The organism is Acinetobacter sp. CS-2, from assembly GCF_016599715.1.
GTDB lineage: Bacteria > Pseudomonadota > Gammaproteobacteria > Pseudomonadales > Moraxellaceae > Acinetobacter.
This window is the reverse complement of the sequence record NZ_CP067019.1, coordinates 2,804,270-2,826,701: the sequence shown is the minus strand read 5'-3', so window position 1 is coordinate 2,826,701 and position 22,432 is coordinate 2,804,270. Positions and strand designations below refer to the sequence as shown.

At 43.9% G+C, this 22,432-nt stretch carries 35 protein-coding genes and 1 pseudogene; 29 read left to right on the top strand and 7 right to left on the bottom strand.

What is annotated here, in order from left to right; translation table 11 throughout:
* Nucleotides 1-305: 305 nt before the first annotated feature.
* The 4 genes from yihA to JFY49_RS13915 all read right to left on the bottom strand — a co-directional run bounded on the left by yihA (nucleotide 306) and on the right by JFY49_RS13915 (nucleotide 4,939).
* Nucleotides 306-1,169 carry a ribosome biogenesis GTP-binding protein YihA/YsxC gene (gene yihA, locus JFY49_RS13930; RefSeq protein ID WP_200223232.1) on the bottom strand — a complete coding sequence of 288 codons (864 nt, stop codon included), beginning with the start codon at nucleotides 1,167-1,169 and terminating at the stop codon, nucleotides 306-308.
* Nucleotides 1,170-1,249: 80 nt separating this feature from the next.
* Nucleotides 1,250-1,693 carry an RrF2 family transcriptional regulator gene (locus tag JFY49_RS13925; protein ID WP_131273038.1) on the bottom strand — a complete coding sequence of 148 codons (444 nt, stop codon included), beginning with the start codon at nucleotides 1,691-1,693 and terminating at the stop codon, nucleotides 1,250-1,252.
* Nucleotides 1,694-1,781: 88 nt separating this feature from the next.
* Nucleotides 1,782-2,990: an NO-inducible flavohemoprotein gene (hmpA, locus tag JFY49_RS13920; RefSeq protein WP_200223231.1), complete on the bottom strand. Its 1,209-nt coding sequence runs from the start codon at nucleotides 2,988-2,990 to the stop codon at nucleotides 1,782-1,784.
* A gap of 743 nt (nucleotides 2,991-3,733) precedes the next feature.
* The gene (locus tag JFY49_RS13915; protein WP_200223230.1) at nucleotides 3,734-4,939 is read right to left on the bottom strand and encodes a PLP-dependent transferase; all 1,206 of its coding nucleotides are present in this window, start codon (nucleotides 4,937-4,939) and stop codon (nucleotides 3,734-3,736) included.
* A 159-nt stretch (nucleotides 4,940-5,098) separates the two neighbouring features.
* Between JFY49_RS13915 and JFY49_RS13910 the strand changes: the two genes are divergently transcribed.
* The 29 genes and pseudogenes from JFY49_RS13910 (at nucleotide 5,099) to rplQ (ending at nucleotide 19,659) form a co-directional block, all read left to right on the top strand.
* Nucleotides 5,099-5,836 carry a type 1 glutamine amidotransferase gene (locus tag JFY49_RS13910; RefSeq protein WP_180042108.1) on the top strand — a complete coding sequence of 246 codons (738 nt, stop codon included), beginning with the start codon at nucleotides 5,099-5,101 and terminating at the stop codon, nucleotides 5,834-5,836.
* A 270-nt stretch (nucleotides 5,837-6,106) separates the two neighbouring features.
* Nucleotides 6,107-6,418, top strand: coding sequence for a 30S ribosomal protein S10 (gene rpsJ, locus JFY49_RS13905; protein WP_000070912.1), 312 nt, complete (start codon nucleotides 6,107-6,109; stop codon nucleotides 6,416-6,418).
* A gap of 59 nt (nucleotides 6,419-6,477) precedes the next feature.
* Entirely contained in the window at nucleotides 6,478-7,116 is a 639-nt protein-coding gene (rplC, locus tag JFY49_RS13900; RefSeq protein ID WP_086195775.1) for a 50S ribosomal protein L3, read from the top strand.
* A gap of 11 nt (nucleotides 7,117-7,127) precedes the next feature.
* Nucleotides 7,128-7,730, top strand: coding sequence for a 50S ribosomal protein L4 (gene rplD / locus JFY49_RS13895; protein WP_086195774.1), 603 nt, complete (start codon nucleotides 7,128-7,130; stop codon nucleotides 7,728-7,730).
* Nucleotides 7,727-8,047, top strand: coding sequence for a 50S ribosomal protein L23 (gene rplW / locus JFY49_RS13890; protein WP_086195773.1), 321 nt, complete (start codon nucleotides 7,727-7,729; stop codon nucleotides 8,045-8,047). Before rplD ends, rplW begins: the two co-directional genes overlap by 4 nt.
* Before the next feature lie 11 nt (nucleotides 8,048-8,058).
* Entirely contained in the window at nucleotides 8,059-8,883 is an 825-nt protein-coding gene (gene rplB, locus JFY49_RS13885) for a 50S ribosomal protein L2 (RefSeq protein ID WP_086195772.1), read from the top strand.
* A gap of 19 nt (nucleotides 8,884-8,902) precedes the next feature.
* The gene (rpsS, locus tag JFY49_RS13880; RefSeq protein WP_004869548.1) at nucleotides 8,903-9,178 is read left to right on the top strand and encodes a 30S ribosomal protein S19; all 276 of its coding nucleotides are present in this window, start codon (nucleotides 8,903-8,905) and stop codon (nucleotides 9,176-9,178) included.
* A gap of 9 nt (nucleotides 9,179-9,187) precedes the next feature.
* On the top strand, nucleotides 9,188-9,517 hold the full coding sequence (gene rplV, locus JFY49_RS13875) for a 50S ribosomal protein L22 (RefSeq protein WP_086195771.1): 330 nt from the start codon (nucleotides 9,188-9,190) through the stop codon (nucleotides 9,515-9,517).
* Between the two features lies 1 nt (nucleotide 9,518).
* Nucleotides 9,519-10,335, top strand: a pseudogene (gene rpsC, locus JFY49_RS13870) (30S ribosomal protein S3).
* Nucleotides 10,275-10,688, top strand: coding sequence for a 50S ribosomal protein L16 (gene rplP, locus JFY49_RS13865; protein ID WP_067669331.1), 414 nt, complete (start codon nucleotides 10,275-10,277; stop codon nucleotides 10,686-10,688). Before rpsC ends, rplP begins: the two are co-directional and overlap by 61 nt.
* Nucleotides 10,688-10,885: a 50S ribosomal protein L29 gene (gene rpmC, locus JFY49_RS13860; protein ID WP_004650482.1), complete on the top strand. Its 198-nt coding sequence runs from the start codon at nucleotides 10,688-10,690 to the stop codon at nucleotides 10,883-10,885. Before rplP ends, rpmC begins: the two co-directional genes overlap by 1 nt.
* Nucleotides 10,882-11,139 (top strand): 30S ribosomal protein S17, encoded by a 258-nt coding sequence (gene rpsQ, locus JFY49_RS13855; protein WP_086195769.1) that lies wholly within the window; start codon nucleotides 10,882-10,884, stop codon nucleotides 11,137-11,139. The genes rpmC and rpsQ overlap by 4 nt, the downstream gene beginning before the upstream one ends.
* A gap of 91 nt (nucleotides 11,140-11,230) precedes the next feature.
* The gene (rplN, locus tag JFY49_RS13850; protein WP_004657680.1) at nucleotides 11,231-11,599 is read left to right on the top strand and encodes a 50S ribosomal protein L14; all 369 of its coding nucleotides are present in this window, start codon (nucleotides 11,231-11,233) and stop codon (nucleotides 11,597-11,599) included.
* A gap of 9 nt (nucleotides 11,600-11,608) precedes the next feature.
* Nucleotides 11,609-11,926 carry a 50S ribosomal protein L24 gene (gene rplX / locus JFY49_RS13845; RefSeq protein ID WP_086195768.1) on the top strand — a complete coding sequence of 106 codons (318 nt, stop codon included), beginning with the start codon at nucleotides 11,609-11,611 and terminating at the stop codon, nucleotides 11,924-11,926.
* A 16-nt stretch (nucleotides 11,927-11,942) separates the two neighbouring features.
* Nucleotides 11,943-12,479 carry a 50S ribosomal protein L5 gene (rplE, locus tag JFY49_RS13840; RefSeq protein WP_086195767.1) on the top strand — a complete coding sequence of 179 codons (537 nt, stop codon included), beginning with the start codon at nucleotides 11,943-11,945 and terminating at the stop codon, nucleotides 12,477-12,479.
* Between the two features lie 9 nt (nucleotides 12,480-12,488).
* Nucleotides 12,489-12,794, top strand: a complete 306-nt coding sequence (gene rpsN / locus JFY49_RS13835) for a 30S ribosomal protein S14 (RefSeq protein ID WP_086174452.1) — start codon at nucleotides 12,489-12,491, stop codon at nucleotides 12,792-12,794.
* A 12-nt stretch (nucleotides 12,795-12,806) separates the two neighbouring features.
* Nucleotides 12,807-13,202 (top strand): 30S ribosomal protein S8, encoded by a 396-nt coding sequence (gene rpsH / locus JFY49_RS13830; RefSeq protein WP_086195766.1) that lies wholly within the window; start codon nucleotides 12,807-12,809, stop codon nucleotides 13,200-13,202.
* A 13-nt stretch (nucleotides 13,203-13,215) separates the two neighbouring features.
* Nucleotides 13,216-13,749: a 50S ribosomal protein L6 gene (gene rplF, locus JFY49_RS13825; RefSeq protein WP_086195765.1), complete on the top strand. Its 534-nt coding sequence runs from the start codon at nucleotides 13,216-13,218 to the stop codon at nucleotides 13,747-13,749.
* Between the two features lie 14 nt (nucleotides 13,750-13,763).
* Complete coding sequence (rplR, locus tag JFY49_RS13820; RefSeq protein ID WP_086195764.1) at nucleotides 13,764-14,114, top strand: 50S ribosomal protein L18; 351 nt, start codon at nucleotides 13,764-13,766, stop codon at nucleotides 14,112-14,114.
* 2 nt (nucleotides 14,115-14,116) lie between these two features.
* On the top strand, nucleotides 14,117-14,614 hold the full coding sequence (rpsE, locus tag JFY49_RS13815) for a 30S ribosomal protein S5 (RefSeq protein WP_086195763.1): 498 nt from the start codon (nucleotides 14,117-14,119) through the stop codon (nucleotides 14,612-14,614).
* Nucleotides 14,615-14,620: 6 nt separating this feature from the next.
* Entirely contained in the window at nucleotides 14,621-14,797 is a 177-nt protein-coding gene (gene rpmD / locus JFY49_RS13810) for a 50S ribosomal protein L30 (protein WP_067762901.1), read from the top strand.
* Nucleotides 14,798-14,800: 3 nt separating this feature from the next.
* Complete coding sequence (gene rplO, locus JFY49_RS13805) at nucleotides 14,801-15,241, top strand: 50S ribosomal protein L15 (protein WP_086195762.1); 441 nt, start codon at nucleotides 14,801-14,803, stop codon at nucleotides 15,239-15,241.
* 45 nt (nucleotides 15,242-15,286) lie between these two features.
* Nucleotides 15,287-16,606, top strand: coding sequence for a preprotein translocase subunit SecY (gene secY / locus JFY49_RS13800; RefSeq protein ID WP_171263179.1), 1,320 nt, complete (start codon nucleotides 15,287-15,289; stop codon nucleotides 16,604-16,606).
* A 19-nt stretch (nucleotides 16,607-16,625) separates the two neighbouring features.
* A complete protein-coding gene (rpmJ, locus tag JFY49_RS13795) occupies nucleotides 16,626-16,742 on the top strand; it encodes a 50S ribosomal protein L36 (protein ID WP_000867907.1) in 117 nt (38 codons plus the stop codon).
* 106 nt (nucleotides 16,743-16,848) lie between these two features.
* Complete coding sequence (gene rpsM, locus JFY49_RS13790; RefSeq protein ID WP_086174447.1) at nucleotides 16,849-17,205, top strand: 30S ribosomal protein S13; 357 nt, start codon at nucleotides 16,849-16,851, stop codon at nucleotides 17,203-17,205.
* A 19-nt stretch (nucleotides 17,206-17,224) separates the two neighbouring features.
* Entirely contained in the window at nucleotides 17,225-17,611 is a 387-nt protein-coding gene (gene rpsK / locus JFY49_RS13785; protein WP_001040166.1) for a 30S ribosomal protein S11, read from the top strand.
* Nucleotides 17,612-17,623: 12 nt separating this feature from the next.
* Entirely contained in the window at nucleotides 17,624-18,250 is a 627-nt protein-coding gene (rpsD, locus tag JFY49_RS13780; protein WP_086195760.1) for a 30S ribosomal protein S4, read from the top strand.
* A 17-nt stretch (nucleotides 18,251-18,267) separates the two neighbouring features.
* Nucleotides 18,268-19,275, top strand: a complete 1,008-nt coding sequence (locus JFY49_RS13775) for a DNA-directed RNA polymerase subunit alpha (RefSeq protein WP_004869497.1) — start codon at nucleotides 18,268-18,270, stop codon at nucleotides 19,273-19,275.
* Nucleotides 19,276-19,293: 18 nt separating this feature from the next.
* Complete coding sequence (gene rplQ / locus JFY49_RS13770; protein WP_004281488.1) at nucleotides 19,294-19,659, top strand: 50S ribosomal protein L17; 366 nt, start codon at nucleotides 19,294-19,296, stop codon at nucleotides 19,657-19,659.
* Between the two features lie 130 nt (nucleotides 19,660-19,789).
* On the opposite strand, the gene tnpC is transcribed toward rplQ, so the two are convergent.
* From tnpC to tnpA, 3 genes are all read right to left on the bottom strand, one after another.
* Entirely contained in the window at nucleotides 19,790-21,457 is a 1,668-nt protein-coding gene (gene tnpC / locus JFY49_RS13765) for an IS66 family transposase (protein WP_200223180.1), read from the bottom strand.
* A 74-nt stretch (nucleotides 21,458-21,531) separates the two neighbouring features.
* The gene (tnpB, locus tag JFY49_RS13760) at nucleotides 21,532-21,867 is read right to left on the bottom strand and encodes an IS66 family insertion sequence element accessory protein TnpB (RefSeq protein WP_004828548.1); all 336 of its coding nucleotides are present in this window, start codon (nucleotides 21,865-21,867) and stop codon (nucleotides 21,532-21,534) included.
* Nucleotides 21,864-22,247: an IS66-like element accessory protein TnpA gene (gene tnpA, locus JFY49_RS13755; RefSeq protein ID WP_200223181.1), complete on the bottom strand. Its 384-nt coding sequence runs from the start codon at nucleotides 22,245-22,247 to the stop codon at nucleotides 21,864-21,866. Before tnpA ends, tnpB begins: the two co-directional genes overlap by 4 nt.
* Nucleotides 22,248-22,432: the final 185 nt, after the last annotated feature.

Below are 22,432 nucleotides of genomic sequence, written 5' to 3'. Positions count from 1 at the left end.
TTAGAACAAATCAAAAGCAGGACATAAAGCCCGACTGTGTGGAAATTGTATACAGAAATTTTAGTGTTATATGGATGATAAAAAGGACTAGGTCACTTTGGGCAGATAAATAGGATTGCTCATGAATCAGCTGAGTTTGATGTTCCTTAAACGGGAGAGAAGTTTCATCATACTGTCTTTATTATTTTTCTGTGCAGTACTGTACTTGAGCTTAAGGTCAGTATGAAAAAAATGTCCCGCATTGTGATGAGCAATACAGGACACTGCAATATCAATGGATGAGGATTTTTGTCAGACAGACCCGATCAATCCGCTTGTCGGCTCTGATCGGTGGCATCTTCGGCAATTTCAGTCTCGCATTCTTCCTCTGCAACATCTAAAGATTCGAGTGGTTCATCCAGATCACCAAGGCTCGCTTCAGGAATGCTGTCCAGATCAAATTGTGTGGATTGCTCCAGGGTAAAGTTCAATCGGCCACCCATCACACTGGCCAGCTCTTCGAGGCCCTGCTTGTTGAGGGATGAAAACAACTGAATGGAGAAATCCAGCTTCATCTTTTTCAATGCCGCTTTCACTTCCTGCAAGGCTTTCGATGCCGGTCCACGATTCAGTTTGTCTGATTTGGTCAGCAAAACATGCACGAACAATTTACGTGAATAGGCCCATTCCAGCATCATCACGTCAAAATGTTGCAGTGGATGGCGAATATCCATCAGCAATACCAAGCCCTGCAGGCTTTTACGGTGAATCAGGTAATTTTCCAGTTCTTTTTGCCAGACAATTTTCATCGCTTCCGGTACGGCTGCATAACCATAACCTGGCAAATCGACCAGACGCTGTTCTGGATTACCCAGGCTGAAAAAGTTGATCATTTGGGTACGGCCCGGCTTTTTAGAGGCACGTGCCAGCTGCTTTTGGTTGGTTAAGGCATTAATGGCGCTAGATTTACCGGCATTGGAACGTCCGGCAAAAGCAACTTCATAACCGGTATCTTCAACACACAGGCTCAGCTTTGGCGCACTCATCAAGAATTCGGCTTTACGCAACCAGTTCAACGCGCGAACAGAGTACTCAGTAATGGCAGGATCAACTTTTTTCTCATAGCTGATCTTTTGCTTAGGCGCATGGGCTGTCTTACTGTTTTTGGATTTTCCTCTGCTGTGATGCATAACTCAACTTCAATAAATGATCTACAAGCGAACATTATAAAGGAAGTCGTTCGGTCAAGCGAACTTTGCAAGCGCAGGAATTAAAGATTGATCATCTGGATCGGGGATTGGGTGGTGTACTTGGCCGCAGGAGAGTTATTTAAAACCTGAGCCAGGGTGTATTGATCCAGACTAAGATAAAACTGTTCCAGTGCCAGATCAAGAATGCCTTTTAGACCGCATTGAGGACGCAGGACGCAAGGAGGGGTATTGCATTCGACAATCTGGTTTTCACCTTGCAGGATCCGCACGATTTGACCGAGGGGCATTTCAAGCGCTTCGGGGTTGAGCGCAATACCGCCGCCTTTGCCACGTGTGGTAATCAGCCAGTTCTGTTTGCCCATAAAGTGCACAATTTTCACCAAATGGTTTTTGGACACATGCAGGTCCTGAGCAATTTCTGCAATGGTATAAGGCATATCTCGCGGTTGGGCGATATAGATTAAAATACGCAAGGCATAGTCAGTGAATTTATTCAGTTGCATGATAATACTGATGTTTTTAAGTAAAAAATTAGGGTTAGTCTAGCATAACCAGACTAACCCTCTCTTTATTTTATGCTGACCCAGCGGGTTAGTGCTTAACGCCACCTGTGCCAAACGCTTCACTGTGAATATTTTCAGCAGGAATGCCGCGAGCAACCAGCGCCTTTTGCTGTTCAGCCATAAATGGCATTGGGCCGCAGAGATAGTAGTCGGCATTGACAGGTAACAATGCGCTATCCATGTTGCTTAAGTCCAGGCGACCGGCAACATCATAATCCTCACCTAATTTATCGCCTGGATGCGGGAATTCATAAGCGGTAAATGTGCTGAGGCGCGGATATTTTGCTTTTAAGTCCTGAATGTGCTGATGCATTGCATGCACTTGTTTGCTACGGCAGGCATGGATGAATGTCACAGGTTGTGGCATATCCAGCGTCACCAGCTGATTCAGCATGGCAATCATTGGAGTCAGGCCTACACCGCCACTGATAAACACATTACGCTTATTTGGGTCAATCAGGTAAAAGTTACCTGTTGGTGCAGAAACTTCAATTTCTGAACCCTCTGGCAGGCTATGTAAAGTATTCGATACCCAACCTGGAACCATGTCGCCTTTTTGGTCTTCACGTTTTACCGAGATGCGTAAATAGTCCGCTTGCGGGCTAGTTGAAAGCGTATATTGACGAGGTTGTTTCAAGCCAAGTTCTTCAACGAAAACACGCACGGAAATATATTGGCCCGCTTCGTATTTTGGCAATGCACCGCCATCGACAGGTTGCAGATAGAAAGACGTGATTTCATCGCTTTCAACTACTTTTTTGGCAATTTTAAAATTGCGCCAGCCTAACCAGCTGCCTTTGGTTTGTTGATGCTGATCGTAAATGGCTTTTTCGGTGCTGATGAACAGGTCTGCCAGTTGACCATAAGCTGCTGCCCAAGCGCCAATGAGTGGATCGTCCATTGAAATGCTTAGAACTTCACTGATGGAATGAAGCAGGTTTTCACCAACAATATTATAGTCAGGGGCTTGAATGTTCAGGCTAACGTGTTTGTGTGCGATTAACTCAACTACAGGCAAAAGCACAGAAGGATCTTCAATGTTTTCAGCATAAGCCAACACGGCGCCTGCAAGAGCTTGTGCCTGTGCACCACTGCGCTGGTGCCCCATATTAAATGTTTCTTTTAGATCTGGATTATTGCCCAACATACGGTTATAAAAATAACCAGTTAATGCTACGCCATTTTCACGGAGTACAGGAACAGTGGCTTTTACTAGGTCAATTTGCTGCGGAGTCATGTTTGATCTCTCATGGCTGTTATTTATAAGATGTATTAAAAATACATGTTATAAAATCTTTTTACAACACCTATTTTTGGTTAAACCATAAAAAAATTATGGAATATAAGAATATCCGATGGTTTGATTGCTTTTGATTTGTAAACCAGATTATTTTCTGCCATTAGTAAATCTTCTAAATAGCGGACTATTTTGCCCGGTCGAGTCTCCTAAGTTGCTTGTAGCACGGGTGGCAAAAGTATAGGCAGTATCTTGAATCAGCTTTTTATACTGTTGGGCGGTACGTTCAGCATGTTTTTTCAGCTCTAGTGTTAGGTGCTGTTGGCGTAGCTGTTGTGTGGACAGAACTTCTGCTTCGCTGGGTTACTGTTTTCTAAAGCGGTTTTTCTTTTTTGTTTGATGCACTTGCTGCTACTTGGTTTTGTAACTTTTCAATAGACATTCAAAATCCAGACTTTGTTTATCCATGCTGGTAATTACGCTATGGCTGATCAGTAGGTTACATTTTTCAGGCTGCATTGAATTAATTGGATTAAAGGAAGAGTAAGCGGGTATTCGGCCGCAGCCAAAAATACCAGCCTCCCCATAGGTAAATTTTTCTGTCAAACACGAGGATCATCTTTTTACCAGTTCCGACTGCCCCGGCAATCAAACCGTGGTGCCGGAAAAAATTGTGAATGTAAAACAATTTTTGGGTGTGTACTGGTAGCATTTTCCTGACGCTGATGATAGGTAGATCCTTTTTATTCTTTAATTTTTTGCTGGTTTAACTGCTGTAATGCCTGTTTGATATCCTGGATTAAATCTTGAGAATGTTCGAGTCCGATACAAAAACGGACTAAAAGTCCTTCTTTTAAGTGGGAATGTTCCAGTACACGCATATCTTTCAGGTTGTACAGCATGACCAGACTGATCGGTCCGCCCCAGCTAAAGCCCAGTTTAAACAGTTCCAGTGCATCGCAGAAGCGACGGATATCTTCCAGGGTATATTCGGGCTTAAAAATCACACTGACCAGACCGGCACTGTGTTCTTCCTTACAAATTTCTTTCCAGTATTGATGTCCGGCTGATTCAGTATCGGCAGGATGTAGCACTTGGACAAATTCTGATTGCTGTTTGAGCCAGTCCAGCAGTGTTAGACAGCTTTCAGACTGGTGTAGATAGCGCACCTGCATTGAAGCCAAACTACGTTGTACCTGTGCCACATCATCACCCGACACACTAATCCCCTGAATGGCATGCATCCGGAATAATTGATGATGCAGTTTCTGGTCACAGGTCACTACTGAACCCATCAAGATGTCACCGCCACCACTTGGATATTTGGTTAATGCATGTACAGTCACATCTACACTTAAATGCTCATCGCCAAAATCGAAGGCATTAAAAGCCAGCCCTGCACCCCAGGTATTATCCAGTGCTGTCAGTATGTTATGCGCTTTGGCTTTTTTCACCAGATTGATCAGGTCGGGAAATTCCAGGGTCACGGAACCTGCTGCTTCCAACCAGATGAGTTTGGCTTTATCGGTAGGCTGGAAAGTCTCTGCATCAATCGGGTTATACACTTTAATGCTAATACCATAACGCGTTTGCAGGTTATGCAGGTGTTCCATATTTGGACCATAAATGTTGTCTGCCACCCAGACTTCATCCCCCTGGGCAAGAAAACATGAATTCACTAAATTAATAGCCGACAAGCCACTTGGTGCCAGCAGGCAATATTTTCCGCCTTCGATCTGGGCAATATTGTCACCTAAAGTAAAGGTTGTAGGTGTGCCGTGGGTGCCATAACTATAATCATAATCATCGCTCCAGTGGCGATTAAACAGTGCATCGGTGTTCTCAAAAATAATCGTCGATGCACGAAACACGGGAGGTTGAACGGTAGAAATATATTGTGGGGCTTTTCGTGGTGCGTGAATGAGGGCTGTTTGTGAGTTTTTTTTCAAGGTGATGCTCTAAGTCGTACCAAAATTAGTCTTAGCTTAAGAGAAACACGCGGATTAGGCTATATAAATGCCGAAATGTATAGAAACCTTAATTTACGCCTAAAGTTGGCTTCATTCTTGCTAAAACTATGGCAGAGCTAAAACAATAGGCGGAGGCGCATGAAGTCGCATTTAAGAGTACATTATTTTCAGCATATTGCTGGTGAAGGGTTCGGCAGTTGTTATCAATTCTTAAAACAGCATCACGCTAAAATTACCGCAACGGAATTTTTTGCCTTACCTGTAGATCGACCACTTGATATCGAGGCTTTGCCGCAAGTGGAAGATGTAGATTTGCTCATCATTATGGGTGGAGCAATGAGTGTTAATGATGAAGCAAATTATCCCTGGTTAAAAGTAGAAAAGCGCTGGATCAGGCGTTATTTATCTATGGGTAAACCGGCCATTGGTTTGTGTCTGGGCGGGCAATTGATTGCCAATGCTTTGGGGGCGGCGGTCAGGCGCAATGAACAGCAGGAGTTAGGTTTGACAGAGGTACGTAGGGTGAAGCATGTGTCTGAAGAGTGTTTTGAGTTGCCAGAACAGTTTAAGGTCATGCAATGGCACAGTGAAACCTTTGAAATCCCGAAAGGCGCTATTCATCTGGCGGAAAATGATGCCTGCCGCAATCAAATGTATCAAATTGGAAAAAATGTCTTGGGATTTCAATTTCATCCTGAAATAACCCCGGAGGTACTGCAACTGTTTTTAGAAAATGATGAAGAGTTAGAGAGCTTTTCCGGTCAATATGTGCAAACGGAACGTCAATTAAAAAGTATGTCAAAAAGTGACTTTATTAAAGGAAATCAAATACTAAACCAGGCAATAGAGTACGTTTTACAAAAAACAGCATGCTGAGTTATTTTTAAACAAAATACTAAAAGGATAAACAGAAAAAAAGAGGAAAAAGTTAAAAAGGGATTTGCTTAAGCGTTAAACAATCGCTATAATGGGCGACCCTTTGATGAAAGGGGGTTGGCTACGAATAAAGTAGTTAACATCGTGACAGTCGTGGCATCGATCATGACCTTAGTGATAATTCACTGCTCTTGACACTTGCCCACATAAAGTGGGGTGAGATGCGTCAAGAGTGATTCTTTATATATATTTGGCTTGGAGTTAACTGGTATGTCTAACCAGAGAATTCGTATCCGTCTTAAGTCTTTTGATCACCGTTTAATTGATCAATCAGCTCAAGAGATCGTAGAAACAGCAAAACGTACTGGCGCACAAGTGTGTGGTCCAATCCCGATGCCTACTCGCATCGAACGTTTCAACGTTTTAACATCACCACACGTTAACAAAGATGCGCGTGACCAATACGAGATCCGCACTTACAAACGTTTGATCGACATCGTTCAACCTACAGATAAAACTGTTGATGCATTGATGAAGTTGGATCTTGCAGCTGGTGTTGATGTTCAGATCGCTTTGGGTTAAGGCTTTCGGTTAATTAACGCTCTAAGTTAATTAGGCCGCTTTTTTAGAGGTTTATGCACATGGCTATTGGTTTAGTCGGTCGCAAGTGCGGTATGACTCGTATCTTTACAGATGCTGGTGTTTCTGTACCTGTAACAGTGATTGAGGTTGATCCTAACCGCATCACTCAAATCAAAACGCTTGAAACTGATGGTTATCAAGCGATTCAAATCACTACTGGTGAACGTCGCGAATCTCGCGTAACTAACGCTCAGAAAGGTCACTTCGCTAAAGCGGGTGTTGCTGCTGGTCGTCTGGTTCAAGAATTCCGCGTATCAGAAGCTGAGCTTGAAGGTCGTGAAGTTGGCGCTACTATCGGTGTAGATCTGTTCACAGTAGGTCAAATTGTTGACGTAACTGGCCAGTCTAAAGGTAAAGGCTTCCAAGGTGGTGTTAAGCGTTGGAACTTCCGTACTCAAGACGCTACTCACGGTAACTCTGTTTCTCACCGTGTTCTGGGTTCTACAGGTCAAAACCAGACTCCTGGTCGCGTGTTCAAAGGCAAAAAAATGGCTGGCCATTTAGGTGCTGAACGCGTAACTACACAGGGTCTTGAAATCGTTGCTATCGACGCTGAACGTTCAGTTCTGGTTGTTAAAGGCGCGGTTCCTGGTGCTACTGGTGGCGACGTAACTGTTCGTCCTACGATCAAGGCCTGAGGGGAAATAACGTGAATTTAAATACTGTTTCCGGCTCTGCTGTTGAATTATCTGAAGTTGCTTTCGGTCGTGAATTTAACGAAGCTCTTGTACACCAAGTTGTTACAGCTTACTTAGCTGGTGGTCGTCAAGGTTCGAAAGCTCAGAAATCACGTGCTGACGTATCTGGCGGTGGTAAAAAGCCATTCCGTCAAAAAGGTACTGGCCGTGCGCGTGCTGGTTCTATTCGTAGCCCGATCTGGGTAGGTGGTGGTAAAACTTTTGCTGCTCGTCCACAAGATTGGTCTCAAAAAGTTAACCGTAAAATGTACCGCGGTGCTATGCAATGCATCCTGGCTGAACTTGTTCGTCAAGATCGCTTGGTTTTAGTTGAAGAGTTTGCTGTTGCTGCTCCAAAAACTAAAGAGTTGCTTGCAAAACTTAACGACTTGAATGCTACTCGTGCATTAATCGTTACTGATGCTGTTGATGAGAACTTGTATCTTGCTGCACGTAACATTCCACACGTTGATGTGGTTGATGCTGCTGCAATTGATCCTGTTAGCTTGATCGCGTTCGACAAAGTTGTTATGTCTGTAGCTGCTGCTAAGAAAATTGAGGTAGAACTCGGATGAACAACGAACGTATCTATCAAGTCCTGCAAGGACCTGTATTCTCAGAAAAAGCACAAGTTTTAGGTGAAACTGCTGGTGTTCAAGTTTTTAAAGTTGCATTAAATGCAAACAAACTTGAAATCAAAAAAGCAGTGGAACAACTCTTTGGTGTTCAAGTTGTTAAAGTTAACACAACGATCACTAAAGGTAAGACTAAACGCTTTGGTAAAACATTAGGACGTCGTTCTGATGTTAAAAAAGCATACGTCACCCTGAAAGCTGGCCAAGATGTTGAAATGGCTGACTTGGGCGATACCGCTGAAAGCGCAGCGGAATAAGGACGAGAATTATGCCTATTCAAAAATGTAAGCCAACGTCACCAGGACGTCGCTTTGTAGAGAAAGTCGTTCACGACCATCTTCACAAAGGCGCGCCTTATGCTCCGTTGGTTGAAGCTAAAAAACGTACTGGTGGTCGTAATAACAACGGTCACATTACAACTCGTCACGTTGGTGGTGGTCATAAACAACACTACCGTATCGTTGACTTCAAACGTAACAAAGACGGCATTCCAGCTGTAGTTGAACGTATTGAATACGATCCTAACCGTACAGCTCATATTGCTTTATTAAAATATGCTGACGGTGAACGTCGTTACATCATTGCGCCTAAAGGTTTGCGTGCTGGTGATAAAGTACAATCTGGTAACGATGCTCCAATTCGTCCAGGTAACTGCTTGCCACTTCGCAACATGCCTATCGGTTCTACTCTTCACAACATCGAACTTAAAATCGGTAAAGGCGCGCAATTAGCTCGTTCAGCTGGTACTTCTGTTCAGTTGTTGGGTCGTGACGGTTCTTACGCTATCGTTCGTTTACGTTCTGGTGAAATGCGTAAAATTCACGTTGAATGCCGTGCTGTTTTGGGTGAAGTTTCTAACTCAGAAAGCAACCTTCGTTCACTAGGTAAAGCTGGTGCATCACGCTGGCGTGGTGTTCGTCCTACCGTTCGTGGTATGGCGATGAACCCAGTTGACCATCCACACGGTGGTGGTGAAGGGCGTAACAAAGGTATTCAACCTGTAAGCCCATGGGGTCAAAAAGCTAAAGGGTACAAGACACGTACCAACAAGCGTACGACTAAGATGATTATTCGCGACCGTCGCGTTAAGTAACAAGTAAAGGAATCTGACAATGCCTCGTTCTCTGAAAAAAGGCCCATTCGTCGATGCGCACTTGTTCGCTAAGGTTGAAGCGGCTGTAGCGAGTAACTCTCGCAAGCCGATCAAAACTTGGTCGCGTCGTTCGATGATTCTCCCAGATTTTGTTGGTCTAACAATTTCTGTTCATAATGGTCGTAACCATGTTCCAGTGATTGTATCTGAACACATGGTTGGTCATAAACTCGGTGAATTCGCGCCAACTCGTACCTATCGTGGTCACGGTGTTGACAAGAAATCTAAACGTTAAGGTGCGATGATGGAAGTTACTGCTAAATTACGCGGTGCCGCTATCTCGGCACAAAAAGCACGTTTGGTTGCAGATCTGATCCGTGGCAAATCTGTTGCTCACGCTTTAAATATCTTGAACTTCAGCAACAAAAAAGCTGCAGTTTTAGTTAAAAAAGCGTTGGAATCTGCGATTGCAAACGCTGAACATAATAACAGTTTAGATGTAGACGACCTTACAGTATCTACGATTTACGTTGACGAAGGCATCAGCCTTAAACGTATTATGCCACGTGCTAAAGGCCGTGCAGATCGTATTACTAAGCGTACTTGTCACATCACCGTTAAGGTAGGGGTTTGATATGGGTCAGAAGGTTCATCCAATCGGTATCCGCCTAGGTGTTGTGAAACGTCATAACGCTAACTGGTATGCGAATCCGAAACAATACGCTGAATACTTGCTTAAAGATTTGCAAGTTCGTGAGTTTTTAATTAAAAAACTTAAGAATGCAATGATCAGCAATATTCTTATCGAACGTCCTACAGGCGCTGCTAAAATTACTATTAGCACTGCTCGTCCTGGTATCGTTATCGGTAAAAAAGGCGAAGACATTGAAAAATTACAACGCGAATTAACATCTATTATGGGTGTTCCTGCGCAAGTAAGCATCAACGAAATCGATCGCCCAGACTTAGACGCTCGTTTAGTTGCTGAAGCGATCGCTTCTCAATTAGAGAAACGTGTAATGTTCCGTCGTGCTATGAAGCGTGCGGTTCAGAACACGATGCGTGCTGGTGCTAAAGGTATCAAAGTTGAAGTTTCTGGTCGTTTAGGTGGTGCTGAGATTGCTCGTACTGAGTGGTATCGTGAAGGTCGTGTACCTTTGCATACGCTTCGTGCAGACATCGACTACGCTACTATGCGTGCTGAAACGACTTACGGTACGATTGGTGTTAAAGTTTGGATTTTCCGTGGTGAGATTTTAGGTGGCATGAAACAAGTCATGAACCCTGCTCCTGCTGAAGAACGTCCAGCTAAACGCGGTCGCGGTCGTGGTGAAGGTCAAGAGCGTCGTGGTCGTCGCAATGATCGTTCTGCTGAAAAAGGAGAATAATCCATGTTGCAACCTAAACGTACTAAATTCCGCAAAGTGCAAAAAGGCCGTAACACTGGTCTAGCACACCGTGGTAGCACAGTATCTTTCGGTACTATCGCACTTAAATCTATTGAACGTGGTCAAATGACTGCGCGTCAAATTGAAGCTGCGCGTCGTACAATTAGCCGTCGTATTAAACGTGGTGGTAAGATCTTTATCCGTGTTTTCCCGGACAAGCCAATTACTGAAAAACCATTAGAAGTTCGTATGGGTAAAGGTAAAGGTTCTGTGGAATACTGGGTTTGCCAAATCAAACCAGGTAAAGTCTTGTACGAAATTGATGGTGTTAACGAAGAATTGGCTCGTGAAGCATTTACGCTTGCAGCTGCTAAACTTCCGTTTAAAACCACTATCGTGACTCGGACGGTAATGTAATGAAAACTAAAGATCTACGTGAAAAATCGGTAGAAGAGTTGACAGCTTTGCTTGATGAGCAACAGCTTAACCAATTCCGTCTTCGTATGGCTAAGGCAACTGGTCAATTGGGTAAATCGCATGAAGTTGCGCTTACTCGTAAGACTATTGCTCGTATCAAGACACTCCTTACCGAAAAACAGGGGAACGGACAATGAGTGAACAAACAGTTCGCACGTTAACCGGTAAAGTTGTAAGCGACAAAATGGACAAGTCTATTGTTGTGCTTATTGAACGCCGCGTTCAACACCCGTTGTATGGCAAATCAATCCGCCGTTCAACTAAATTACACGCTCATGATGAGAACAATGTTGCTAAAACTGGCGACGTAGTGACCATTAAAGAAAGCCGCCCAATTTCTAAAACTAAGTCTTGGACTTTAGTTGAAGTGATTGAAGCAGCTGCTGAGTAATTAGACGTTCTTGTTGCATCATCGGTTAATTTCGAGTACTCTTTGAGCCTTTCGAAATGTGACCGGTGATGCTCGGTTTTGGAGTAGGGCAATGATTCAAACCGAAAGTATGCTCGACGTAGCAGACAACAGTGGTGCTCGCCGCGTACAATGTATTAAAGTACTTGGTGGTTCACATCGTCGTTATGCTTCTGTTGGCGACATTATTAAAGTTACTGTAAAAGAAGCTATTCCACGCGCACGTGTTAAAAAAGGTGACGTGATGAATGCTGTAGTTGTACGTACAAAATTTGGTATCCGTCGTCCAGACGGTTCAGTGATTCGTTTCGACGATAACGCTGCTGTAATTTTGAACAACAACAAAGCGCCGATTGCAACTCGTATTTTCGGACCAGTGACTCGTGAACTTCGTACTGAACAGTTCATGAAAATCATTTCATTGGCTCCTGAAGTTCTATAAGAGGCACTCATGGCTAAGATTAAAAAAGGCGATCAAGTAATTGTGATCGCAGGTAAAGAAAAAGGCAAACAGGGTACTGTGTTGTCAGTTTCTAATGACCGCGTTAAGGTTGAAGGCCTTAACTTGGTGAAGAAGCATCAAAAGCCTAACCGAGCTACTGGCGCTGAAGGCGGCATCGTAACTCAAGAAGCTGAGCTTCATATCTCAAACGTGGCAATTTTTAATGCTACAACCCAAAAGGCTGACCGTGTTGGTTACCAAACGATTGAAGGCGTGAAAACTCGCGTTTATAAATCTAACGGTGAATCAGTGGCGGTAGCGAAGTAATAGGTTGAAATAGGCAATGGCCAGACTTAAAACACGTTACAACGACGTACTTAAAGCTCAGTTACAAGAGCAATTGGGCGTTAAAAATGTGATGGAGATTCCTCGCATCACTAAAATCACCATTAATATGGGTGTTGGTGCAGCATCAGCTGACAAGAAATTGTTAGATGGCGCTCTTTCTGATATGCAAGCGATTGCTGGTCAAAAACCAGTTCTTACTCTAGCTCGCAAATCAATCGCTGGTTTCAAAATCCGTGATGGTTGGCCGATTGGTTGTAAAGTTACTTTACGCGGCGAACAAATGTACGAATTCTTAGACCGTTTGATCTCTATCGCGATCCCTCGTATTCGTGACTTCCGCGGTTTTTCTGCGAAATCATTTGATGGTCGTGGTAACTATTCGATGGGTTTGAAGGAACAAATCATGTTCCCTGAAATCGATTTCGATAAGATTGATCGTATTCGTGGTATGGATATTACCATTACTACGACTGCTCGCACCGATGACGAAGGCCGTGCGCTTATGCGTGCATTCGGCTTCCCGTTCAAATAAGAGGTCGATATGGCTAAGAAAGGTATGATTAATCGCGAATTGAAACGCGAAAAAACAGTTGCTAAATTTGCTGCAAAACGTGCTGAATTAAAGGCTACGATTGCAAATGTAAATGCGAGCGACGAAGAACGTTTCGATGCGATGATGAAGTTACAGGCATTACCACGTAATGCGTCTCCAGTACGTCTACGTAACCGTTGTGGTTTAACTGGTCGTCCTCATGGTTACTTCCGTAAGTTCGGTTTAAGCCGTAACAAATTACGCGATACAGTAATGCAAGGTGATGTACCGGGCGTTGTTAAGGCAAGCTGGTAAGGAGCACTATAAATGAGTATGCAAGATACCGTTGCCGACATGTTAACCCGTGTTCGTAACGCACAAATGGCAAAGAAACAAACTGTTTCTATGCCAAATTCTAAGTTGAAGGTTGCAATTGCAAACGTACTTCAACAAGAAGGTTATATTTCAAACGTAGAAGTTGCAGATGCTGAAGGCAAACCAACTTTAACACTTACGTTAAAATATTTTGAAGGCAAACCAGTTATCGAAACTGTGAAACGTGTAAGCCGTCCAGGTCTACGTCAGTATCGCGGTAAAGATGCACTTCCTAGCGTTAAGCAAGGTTTGGGTATTGCAATTGTTTCTACAAGCAAAGGCATCATGACTGATCGCGCTGCACGTGCTGCGGGCATCGGTGGTGAAGTTATTGCTTTTGTTTCTTAATAGGTGATTCCTCATGTCTCGTGTGGCTAAAGCCCCAGTAACTGTACCTAACGGTGTAACAGTTACTCAGAACGGCCGGCAGGTCGAAGTGAAAGGCAGCAAAGGTACATTGTCTTTCAACCTGCATGCGCTGGTCGAGCTAAAACAGGAAGAAGGTCAACTTCAAATTGCTCCTAAAGCTGAGTCGAAAGACGCTTGGATGCAAGCTGGTACTGCTCGCGCTGTGTTAAACAACCTTGTAAAAGGTGTTAGCGAAGGTTTCGAACGCAAGTTACAACTTATCGGTGTTGGTTATAAAGCTGCGGTTAAAGGTAACGTTGTTAACCTTAACCTTGGTTTCTCTCACCCGATTGATTACAACCTTCCAGAAGGTGTAACTGCTGAAACTCCTACAGCGACTGAAATCATTCTTAAATCTGCTGATAAAGCAGCTTTAGGTCAAGTTGCTGCAGATATCCGTGGTTACCGTCCACCAGAGCCTTATAAAGGTAAAGGTGTTCGTTATTCTGACGAAGTTGTACTTCGTAAAGAAGCTAAGAAGAAATAAGGCGCGAGGTTCTTATGAACGAAAAGAAACAATCCCGTTTGCGTCGTGCGAAAAGCACACGCTTGCACATTCGTGCATTGGGTGCGACTCGCTTGTGTGTAAACCGCACACCGCGTCACATCTATGCTCAAGTTATCTCAGCAGATGGTGGCAAAGTTTTAGCTCAAGCTTCAACTTTAGATGCTACTTTACGTGCTGGTACAACTGGTAACGTTGATGCGGCTCAAAAAGTGGGTGCTTTAATTGCAGAACGTGCGAAAGCAGCTGGCGTAACTAAAGTTGCATTTGACCGTTCTGGTTTCAAATATCATGGTCGTATCAAAGCCTTGGCTGATGCTGCTCGTGAAAACGGCTTGGAGTTCTAATCATGGCTAAAGTTGAACAAAACGAAGGTCTTGTTGAAAAGCTGGTTGCCGTTGATCGTGTAGCCAAAGTTGTTAAGGGTGGTCGTATCTTCTCTTTCACAGCACTAACTGTTGTGGGTGATGGTAATGGTCGCGTAGGTTTTGGTCGTGGTAAAGCACGTGAAGTTCCAGCTGCTATTTCTAAAGCACTTGAAGCTGCACGTCGTAACATGATTACTGTTGAGCTTGTTAACGGTACTGTACAACACCCTATTAATGCTCGTCATGGTGCAAGCCGCGTTTACATGCAACCTGCTTCTGAAGGTACTGGTGTAATTGCTGGTGGTGCTATGCGTGCAGTTCTAGAAGCTGTTGGCGTACATAACGTATTGACAAAATGCTATGGTTCTACAAACGCTGCTAACGTAGTGAACGCAACTTTTAAAGGTTTGCGTGACATGACTTCTCCTGAGAAAGTCGCTGCGAAACGTGGTCTTTCAGTAGAACAAATTCAAGGGTAATCAATCATGAAAACGATTAAAGTTACCCAGACTAAATCTTCTGCGCACCGCTTGAAAAATCACAAGCTTAGCCTTAAAGGTTTAGGTCTGCGTCGTATTGGTCATACTGTAGAAGTGCAAGATACGCCTTCTAACCGCGGTATGATCAACCAAGTCTACTATATGGTTAGTGTAGAGGAATAAGCCATGACTCTGCGTTTAAATACTATTGCACCTGCAGAAGGTGCTAAACGTGAAAACCTTCGTTTAGGCCGTGGTATCGGTTCTGGCGTTGGTAAGACTGGTGGCCGTGGTGTCAAAGGTCAAAAATCACGTAAGAGCGGTGGCGTACGTCCAGGTTTCGAAGGTGGTCAAACTGCGTTATATCGTCGTTTACCTAAATTCGGCTTCACTAGCCAACTTGCTTTAAAAACTGCTGAAGTACGTTTATCAGAGCTTGCTAAAGTTGAAGGTGATATCATTTCACTTGAAACTTTAAAAGCTGCCAATGTTGTACGTAAAGATATGACTCGTGCTCGTATCGTACTTTCTGGTGATATTACTCGTGCATTCACTGTACAAGGTGTTGCTTTGACTAAAGGCGCTAAAGCTGCTGTTGAAGCTGCTGGCGGTAAAGTCGAGGAGTAATCGCTAGTGTCTATGTCTCCTAGTTCTTCAGGTCATGTCAACATGATGAAAGGCCAGCCATTTCATGTGAAATATCGTGAAATTATTCGTCGATTAATGTTTTTGATTGGCGCATTACTGGTCTTTCGACTAGGAGCACATATTCCGCTGCCGGGTATTGATAATGTCGCTTTAGAACGTTTTTTCAAAGCTAATGAAGGTACTTTCTTAGGTTTGTTTAATATGTTCTCTGGTGGAGCATTAGAGCGAATGTCAATTCTTGCGTTGGGAATCATGCCATATATCTCTGCATCGATTATCGTGCAGTTGATGTCAACAGTCGTTCCTTCGCTGGAAGCGTTAAAGAAAGAAGGCGAGCAGGGTAAGCGTAAGATTAATCAGTATACGCGTTACGGCACGTTATTACTTGCATTGGTACAAGGTGTGGGTATGTGTGCTGGTCTGATTAGCCAAGGAATTACCTTGACCTCAGGACTGGCTTTTTACATTCCTGCTGTAACTTCATTGGTTGCAGGCACTATGTTCTTAATGTGGTTGGGAGAGCAAATTACCGAACGTGGTGTTGGTAATGGGATCTCTATGATCATTTTTGCAGGTATCGTTGCTGGTTTGCCAAATATTGTAATTCAAGCATTCACTTCGGTGGATAATGGTCAATCGAGCTTAATTGGTCTGGCTGTATTTGCATTACTTTCAGTTGCGGTTCTTGCTGCGATTGTATTTATTGAAAAGGCACAACGTCGTATACCGGTTAACTATGCTCAAAAGCAACAAGGGCGTCGCGTATTTACTGCACAGCAGACACATTTGCCATTGAAATTGAATATGGCGGGGGTTATTCCAGCAATTTTTGCGAGTTCATTATTGCTGTTCCCTGCAAGTTTAGGTCAATGGTTGGGTAGTTCTGATCCAAATGCAGGAATCGTAAAGCGTAGCCTACAAGATTTGGCATTGGTATTATCGCCTGGACAACCTTTGTATTTGGTGCTCTTCGGTGCGTTAATTATCTTTTTCTGTTATTTCTATACTGCACTTGTGTTCAGTCCTAAAGAAGTATCAGAGAACTTGAAACGCAGCGGAGCTTATGTACCTGGTATTCGCCCAGGTGAGCAAACTGCTCGTTACTTAGATCATATTCTTAATCGTTTGACATTCATTGGTGCAATTTATATTACGGTCATCTGTTTGATGCCAATGATTCTGCAAAGTTCTTTTGGTATTCCATTCCATTTGGGTGGTACATCTTTGCTGATCGTAGTGGTTGTTGTGATGGACTTTATGGCTCAGCTACAAGCCCATCTCACTTCGCACCAATATGACAATCAAACGTTAATGAGAAAAACGACTGCTCATCCTAAAGGATAAGCGCACTTGAGGTTTCATCATGAAAGTACAAGCTTCTGTTAAAAAAATTTGTGGTAGCTGTAAAGTTATCCGTCGTAATGGGGTTATCCGCGTGATTTGTAGCGCTGAACCTCGTCATAAGCAGCGTCAAGGTTAATCTGATCAAGACCTGTTGATTTCAGTAGGCTAATTAGGTTATTATCCGCCCCTCAAGATATTTGTGGGGCGGTTGATTATCTCTACTGCCTTTTTGGAGAAAGTGAATGGCTCGTATTGCCGGTGTAAACATTCCGGATAACAAGCATGCTGTTATCTCCCTCACGTATATTTTTGGTATCGGTCGCCACACTGCTAAGAACATCTTAGCTGCTGCTGGTATTGCACCAACTACTAAGATCCGTGAATTGGATGATGCTCAGCTTGATGCGATTCGTGCAGAAATTACCAAGGTTCCAACCGAAGGTGATTTACGTCGCGAAATTTCCATGAACATTAAACGTTTAATGGATTTAGGCTGCTACCGCGGTCTTCGTCATCGTCGCAGCTTGCCTGTCCGTGGACAACGCACCAAAACTAACGCACGTACCCGTAAAGGTCCGCGCAAACCTATTAAGAAATAAGATTTCTGGAAGCTAAAAGATGGCTAAAGATACTCGCACACGCAAGAAGGTCACTCGTACCGTCTCTGAAGGTGTTGCACACATTCACGCTTCTTTTAATAACACCATTGTGACTATTACCGATCGTCAAGGTAATGCACTGGCTTGGGCCACTTCAGGTGGACAAGGCTTCCGTGGATCACGTAAATCAACTCCGTTTGCTGCTCAGGTAGCTGCTGAAGTTGCTGGTAAAGCAGCTTTGGATTACGGTTTGAAAAACTTGGATGTCCTTGTAAAAGGTCCTGGTCCTGGTCGTGAGTCTGCGGTTCGTGCTTTAGGTGCAGTGGGTTATAAAATTAACAGCATTACCGATGTGACGCCAATCCCGCACAACGGTTGTCGTCCACCTAAAAAACGTCGTGTGTAAGGAGAATCATTCATGGCTCGTTATATTGGTCCAAAATGCAAACTCTCTCGCCGCGAAGGGACAGACCTGCAATTAAAATCTGGCGTTAAACCATTTGACGTTAAGACAAAAAAACATGCTAAAGCACCTGGCCAACATGGCGGGGCTCGTGGCAGCAAACAATCTGAGTACTCACTACAATTACGTGAAAAACAAAAAGTACGTCGTATGTACGGTGTGTTAGAACGTCAATTTAGTAACTACTATAAAGAAGCTGCTCGTGTTAAAGGCGCAACAGGTGAAAACTTGTTGAAACTGCTTGAAAGCCGCCTTGATAACGTAGTTTATCGCATGGGTTTTGGTTCTACACGTGCAGAAGCTCGTCAGCTTGTATCTCACCGTAGCATTACTTTGAATGGTCGTCGTGTTAACATCGCGTCTATCCAAGTTAAAGCTGGCGATGTAATCGCAGTTCACGAAGGTGCTAAACAACAATTGCGTATTAAAGGCGCAATTGAATTGGCTGCTCAACGTGGTATTCCTTCTTGGATGGAAGTTGACCATTCAAAACTAGAAGGTACGTTTAAAGCTGCACCGGATCGTTCTGATTTACCTGCTGAAATCAACGAAAGCTTGATTGTAGAATTGTATTCTAAATAATCCTTGAGGTAGCAATAATGACGCGTACTGCAAATGAGTTTCTAACTCCGCAAGCGATCAAGGTCGAAGCGGCTAGCGGGACCTCGGCAAAAGTGATTCTGGAACCATTAGAGCGTGGCTTTGGTCATACTCTTGGTAATGCTTTACGTCGTATCCTTCTTTCTTCTTTACCTGGCGCTGCTGTGGTTGAAGTTGAAATAGAAGGGGTTGAGCACGAGTACAGTACCTTGGAAGGCTTGCAGCAGGACATCGTCGAGCTCTTGCTGAACCTAAAAGGATTGTCGATTAAGCTGTTCGATCAAAACGAAGCATATTTGACATTAGAAAAACAAGGTCCAGGCGATGTAACAGCCGCTGATCTTCGTTTACCTCATAATGTTGAAGTGGTAAACCCTGAGCATTTGATCGGCACTTTAAGTGCTTCAGGCAATTTAAAAATGCGCCTGAAAGTTTCTCAAGGTCGTGGTTATGAAACTTCTGACTCACGTTTCCCAGAAGGCGAGACTCGCCCTGTGGGTCGCTTACAGTTAGATGCTTCTTATAGCCCAATCAAACGTGTGTCTTATACAGTAGAAAATGCACGTGTAGAACAACGTACTGACCTTGATAAACTGATCATTGATCTTGAAACAAACGGTACAGTTGATCCTGAAGAAGCAATCCGTAAAGCGGCAACAATCTTGCAACAACAAATTGCAATTTTTGTTGATCTTCAGAAAGATCAAGCTCCTGTTGCTCAAGAGCCTCGCGAAGAAGTGGATCCAATCTTGCTTCGTCCAGTAGATGATCTAGAGCTTACTGTTCGTTCTGCTAACTGTTTGAAAGCAGAAAATATTTACTACATCGGTGATTTGGTTCAACGTACTGAAGTGGAGTTGTTAAAAACTCCTAACCTCGGTAAAAAATCGTTAACTGAAATCAAAGATGTTCTGGCTTCTAAAGGCTTACAACTCGGCATGCGTTTAGAGAACTGGCCACCAGCTAGTCTCCGTATGGACGACCGTTTTGCCTATCGTAGCCGTTAATTAAGTAGGACTATCACCATGCGTCATCGTAATAGTGGTGTGAAATTAGGCCGTACAAGCAGTCATCGTAAAGCGATGTTCCAAAACATGGCTAACTCTTTGTTCGAGCACGAGTTGATTAAAACAACTGTGCCTAAAGCTAAAGAGTTACGTCGTGTAGCTGAGCCTTTAATCACTTTAGCTAAAAACGATACTGTTGCAAACCGTCGTTTGGCGTTTGCTCGTACTCGTTCAGCAGCAACTGTTGGTAAATTATTTACCGTTCTTGGCCCTCGTTACAAAGAACGTAACGGCGGTTATCTACGTGTTCTTAAAGCGGGCTTCCGTGCAGGTGATGCTGCACCGATGGCTTACGTTGAGCTAGTAGATCGCGAAGTTAACTAATTTCGCAAGAAGAGCTTCAGTTGTTTTAAAAAAGACCGGTGTTTCACCGGTCTTTTTTATGCCTGATGATTTTTAATTCTCTGATAATTTAAACTTTTGGTAAGCGTCCGCTGAACCCCATACCTATTTTTTAATTTTGGTCGGGTTGCCACCGGTGTGGCAGTAATTCTTCTATTTGGGTCACTTTATGTGTCGGTAACCTTTTCAGCACATCACTTAAATAGGCATACGGATCCAAGCCATTCAGCTTTGCTGACTGGATTAAAGTCATGATATTCGCCGCTCGCTGACCACTGCGCAGCGAGCCAGCAAACAGCCAGTTCTTACGCCCCAACGCCCAGGGACGCATTTGGTTCTCAATCCAGTTATTGTCAATCGGTAGATTGCCATCATCCAGATAGCGGCTTAAGGCCTCCCAACGTTTTAGGCTGTAGTTGATCGCCCGAGCGGTGGGAGAACTCGATGGCACCGTCAGATGATGTTGGTTGAGCCATTCATATAGTTGTTGCATCACCGGTTGACTATGCTGTTGCCGGTATTCGCGGCGGTGTTCTGCTGTACCATCGGTCTTTTTCCTGAGTTCGGCTTCTATCGCATACAGTTTCTGAATCAGCACTAATGCCTGTTCAGCGACCTGACTTTTCCCAGTTACATGCAGTTCATGGAATTTACGACGTGCATGGGCCATGCAGCCCACCTCAATGACCTGGCCTGATTTAAAGCGTGCTTTATAACCACTGTAATCATCACAAACCAGATGACCCTGCCAGCCATTCAGGAACTCTTCAGCATGCTGACCTGAACGGCTATCCTGAAAGTCATAGATCACCGCTTGAACTGGATTGTACTGTGTGGTGGCATAGGCCCAGACATAACCTTTCTTCGGTTTTTTCTCATTCTCACCCATCCGCATGATGGTGACCGGTGTTTCATCTGCATGCAGCACCTGCTGTTGCAGTACCACCTCTTTTAAGGCATTAGCCAGAGGTTCCAGTTCCACACCGCAGCGACCTATCCAGTCAGATAACGTTGATCTGGATAAATCAATACCCGCCCGCTGATAGATCAGACGTTGACGGTACAGCGGTAAATGATCGGCATACTTCGATACCAACACATGGCTGAGCAGTTCAGGTGAAGCAATGCCTTTATCAATCACATAGGCGGGCATCGCTTGCTGAGTCAGGGTGTCACACTGATCACAGACCCATTTACCACGCACATGCTGTTCCTTATAGAACTGTGCCGGTCTGAAATGCAGTTTTTCACTGATATCTTCGCCGATACGACGTAACTGGCAGCCACAACTGCATTGGGTTGATGCAGGTTCATGCTCAATACGGATGGTGTGTAGATGATCTGGCAGCAGTCGACGTTTAGGTTTGTTGACTGTGGCTTTCTGTGTCGCTGCATGGGTTTTATCTGCATTTAATCGTTCTAATTCCAGATCAACGGCTGCGATATCTTCTTCGACCGCCTCATCCCACAGATGGATTTGTTTTGCGGTGAGATGTTCGTTTTTACTGCCGAATTTATGCTGTTTAAACAGCGCCAGTTCATGCTCGTATTTTTGATTGAGAATAGAAAGATGCTGAACTTTAGAATCTAATTGCTGATTGGTGACTTCAAGATGTTGAACTTTGGCATCTAATTGTTGATTTGATACTTCCAGATGTTGAACTTGAGCATCTAATTGTTGTTTATCTTCTGCGAGTTGTTGATGCTGCATCGCCAACTGCCGGGTGAATTCCAGCAGTTGTTCATGGGTCAGTTGGCTTAAATCTGGCAGCGTATTCATGACCGCAGTATGCCTGAGGTCATGAGAAGAATGAAATAGAACGTTTGGAGGATGGCAGAATAGCCGAGCTTGGTTTAGAGCATCGTGACCACCTGCTGTCGTCCAATGCGCTGCCAAGGCAAACCCTGGATTAATGCCTGTAACTGTTCCGGGTTGAGAGCTACGCTTTCACCCTGGTGAACTTTAGCCCAGTGGAATTTTCCCTGTTCCAGCCGCCGGGCACACAGCCAGATGCCCAGTCCATCATGTACCAGCACTTTCATGCGATGGCCACGTTTATTACAGAACAGGTAAGCACAATGCGGTTTAATGTAGCCAAAGGCTCTCACCACCTGAGCCATGACAGTATCCATCCCTGCTCGCATATCCAGAGGTTGGGTAGAAAGCCAGATTTCATCGATACGGATCATGTTGCCAGCACCTTGAGTAATTTTGCCAAGGCAGGTATTTCTGATACTTGCCATTTCAAGCCAATTTCTGCTTTTGAGTGGGGTAAAGTAATTTGAACTTTTAACATGTCAGTAGGAGTAGGATCTAATGGTGCAGAGCAAGATAAGGCAATAAATGCAGGTTTATTCGGTAGTGGTGAGCGATCACTCCCTGGCTTAGCATCAATTAAGCGAATCCATTTGGATACAAGATTTGTATTCAATCCATGTTGCAAAGCGACTGAAGCAATTGAAACGTCCGGTGCTTTACAAGCCTGAACGATCTGCTGTTTAAATTCAGCACTGTATGTTCTTCGTTTTTTCGCAAGAGATGCGATGGATGTCTGATGATTTGTAGTCATAAATTTTAGTCCCCACTTGTTTCTAAGTGGGGACTAAATTAAGGCTTATAGGATGAATTCAGAAGGTGTGTTCAGCGGACGCTTACAACTTTTGTCCTGAACTGACATATTTTTTATGACTTTCATACAAACTTGACATTGAGTATTGTCAATTTTATGGTTTAATAAAATAAAGCTTAAACAGG

Excerpts from the sequence above, each read along its gene's own strand:
- rpmJ (WP_000867907.1), top strand. The coding sequence starts at position 16,626 with ATGAAAGTACAAGCTTCTGTTAAAAAAATTTGTGGTAGCTGTAAAGTT.
- JFY49_RS13910 (WP_180042108.1), top strand. The coding sequence starts at position 5,099 with ATGAAGTCGCATTTAAGAGTACATTATTTTCAGCATATTGCTGGTGAA.
- rpsK (WP_001040166.1), top strand. The coding sequence starts at position 17,225 with ATGGCTAAAGATACTCGCACACGCAAGAAGGTCACTCGTACCGTCTCT.
- rpsD (WP_086195760.1), top strand. The coding sequence starts at position 17,624 with ATGGCTCGTTATATTGGTCCAAAATGCAAACTCTCTCGCCGCGAAGGG.
- tnpB (WP_004828548.1), bottom strand. The coding sequence starts at position 21,867 with ATGATCCGTATCGATGAAATCTGGCTTTCTACCCAACCTCTGGATATG.
- rpsJ (WP_000070912.1), top strand. The coding sequence starts at position 6,107 with ATGTCTAACCAGAGAATTCGTATCCGTCTTAAGTCTTTTGATCACCGT.
- rplC (WP_086195775.1), top strand. The coding sequence starts at position 6,478 with ATGGCTATTGGTTTAGTCGGTCGCAAGTGCGGTATGACTCGTATCTTT.
- yihA (WP_200223232.1), bottom strand. The coding sequence starts at position 1,169 with ATGCATCACAGCAGAGGAAAATCCAAAAACAGTAAGACAGCCCATGCG.
- rpsS (WP_004869548.1), top strand. The coding sequence starts at position 8,903 with ATGCCTCGTTCTCTGAAAAAAGGCCCATTCGTCGATGCGCACTTGTTC.
- rplF (WP_086195765.1), top strand. The coding sequence starts at position 13,216 with ATGTCTCGTGTGGCTAAAGCCCCAGTAACTGTACCTAACGGTGTAACA.
- rpmD (WP_067762901.1), top strand. The coding sequence starts at position 14,621 with ATGAAAACGATTAAAGTTACCCAGACTAAATCTTCTGCGCACCGCTTG.
- rplQ (WP_004281488.1), top strand. The coding sequence starts at position 19,294 with ATGCGTCATCGTAATAGTGGTGTGAAATTAGGCCGTACAAGCAGTCAT.
- tnpA (WP_200223181.1), bottom strand. The coding sequence starts at position 22,247 with ATGACTACAAATCATCAGACATCCATCGCATCTCTTGCGAAAAAACGA.
- hmpA (WP_200223231.1), bottom strand. The coding sequence starts at position 2,990 with ATGACTCCGCAGCAAATTGACCTAGTAAAAGCCACTGTTCCTGTACTC.
- tnpC (WP_200223180.1), bottom strand. The coding sequence starts at position 21,457 with ATGAATACGCTGCCAGATTTAAGCCAACTGACCCATGAACAACTGCTG.
- rpmC (WP_004650482.1), top strand. The coding sequence starts at position 10,688 with ATGAAAACTAAAGATCTACGTGAAAAATCGGTAGAAGAGTTGACAGCT.
- rplO (WP_086195762.1), top strand. The coding sequence starts at position 14,801 with ATGACTCTGCGTTTAAATACTATTGCACCTGCAGAAGGTGCTAAACGT.
- rplB (WP_086195772.1), top strand. The coding sequence starts at position 8,059 with ATGCCTATTCAAAAATGTAAGCCAACGTCACCAGGACGTCGCTTTGTA.
- rpsQ (WP_086195769.1), top strand. The coding sequence starts at position 10,882 with ATGAGTGAACAAACAGTTCGCACGTTAACCGGTAAAGTTGTAAGCGAC.
- JFY49_RS13775 (WP_004869497.1), top strand. The coding sequence starts at position 18,268 with ATGACGCGTACTGCAAATGAGTTTCTAACTCCGCAAGCGATCAAGGTC.
- rpsE (WP_086195763.1), top strand. The coding sequence starts at position 14,117 with ATGGCTAAAGTTGAACAAAACGAAGGTCTTGTTGAAAAGCTGGTTGCC.
- rpsN (WP_086174452.1), top strand. The coding sequence starts at position 12,489 with ATGGCTAAGAAAGGTATGATTAATCGCGAATTGAAACGCGAAAAAACA.
- rpsH (WP_086195766.1), top strand. The coding sequence starts at position 12,807 with ATGAGTATGCAAGATACCGTTGCCGACATGTTAACCCGTGTTCGTAAC.
- secY (WP_171263179.1), top strand. The coding sequence starts at position 15,287 with ATGAAAGGCCAGCCATTTCATGTGAAATATCGTGAAATTATTCGTCGA.
- rplE (WP_086195767.1), top strand. The coding sequence starts at position 11,943 with ATGGCCAGACTTAAAACACGTTACAACGACGTACTTAAAGCTCAGTTA.
- rplV (WP_086195771.1), top strand. The coding sequence starts at position 9,188 with ATGGAAGTTACTGCTAAATTACGCGGTGCCGCTATCTCGGCACAAAAA.
- rplN (WP_004657680.1), top strand. The coding sequence starts at position 11,231 with ATGATTCAAACCGAAAGTATGCTCGACGTAGCAGACAACAGTGGTGCT.
- JFY49_RS13925 (WP_131273038.1), bottom strand. The coding sequence starts at position 1,693 with ATGCAACTGAATAAATTCACTGACTATGCCTTGCGTATTTTAATCTAT.
- rplW (WP_086195773.1), top strand. The coding sequence starts at position 7,727 with ATGAACAACGAACGTATCTATCAAGTCCTGCAAGGACCTGTATTCTCA.
- rplP (WP_067669331.1), top strand. The coding sequence starts at position 10,275 with ATGTTGCAACCTAAACGTACTAAATTCCGCAAAGTGCAAAAAGGCCGT.
- rplX (WP_086195768.1), top strand. The coding sequence starts at position 11,609 with ATGGCTAAGATTAAAAAAGGCGATCAAGTAATTGTGATCGCAGGTAAA.
- rplR (WP_086195764.1), top strand. The coding sequence starts at position 13,764 with ATGAACGAAAAGAAACAATCCCGTTTGCGTCGTGCGAAAAGCACACGC.
- rpsM (WP_086174447.1), top strand. The coding sequence starts at position 16,849 with ATGGCTCGTATTGCCGGTGTAAACATTCCGGATAACAAGCATGCTGTT.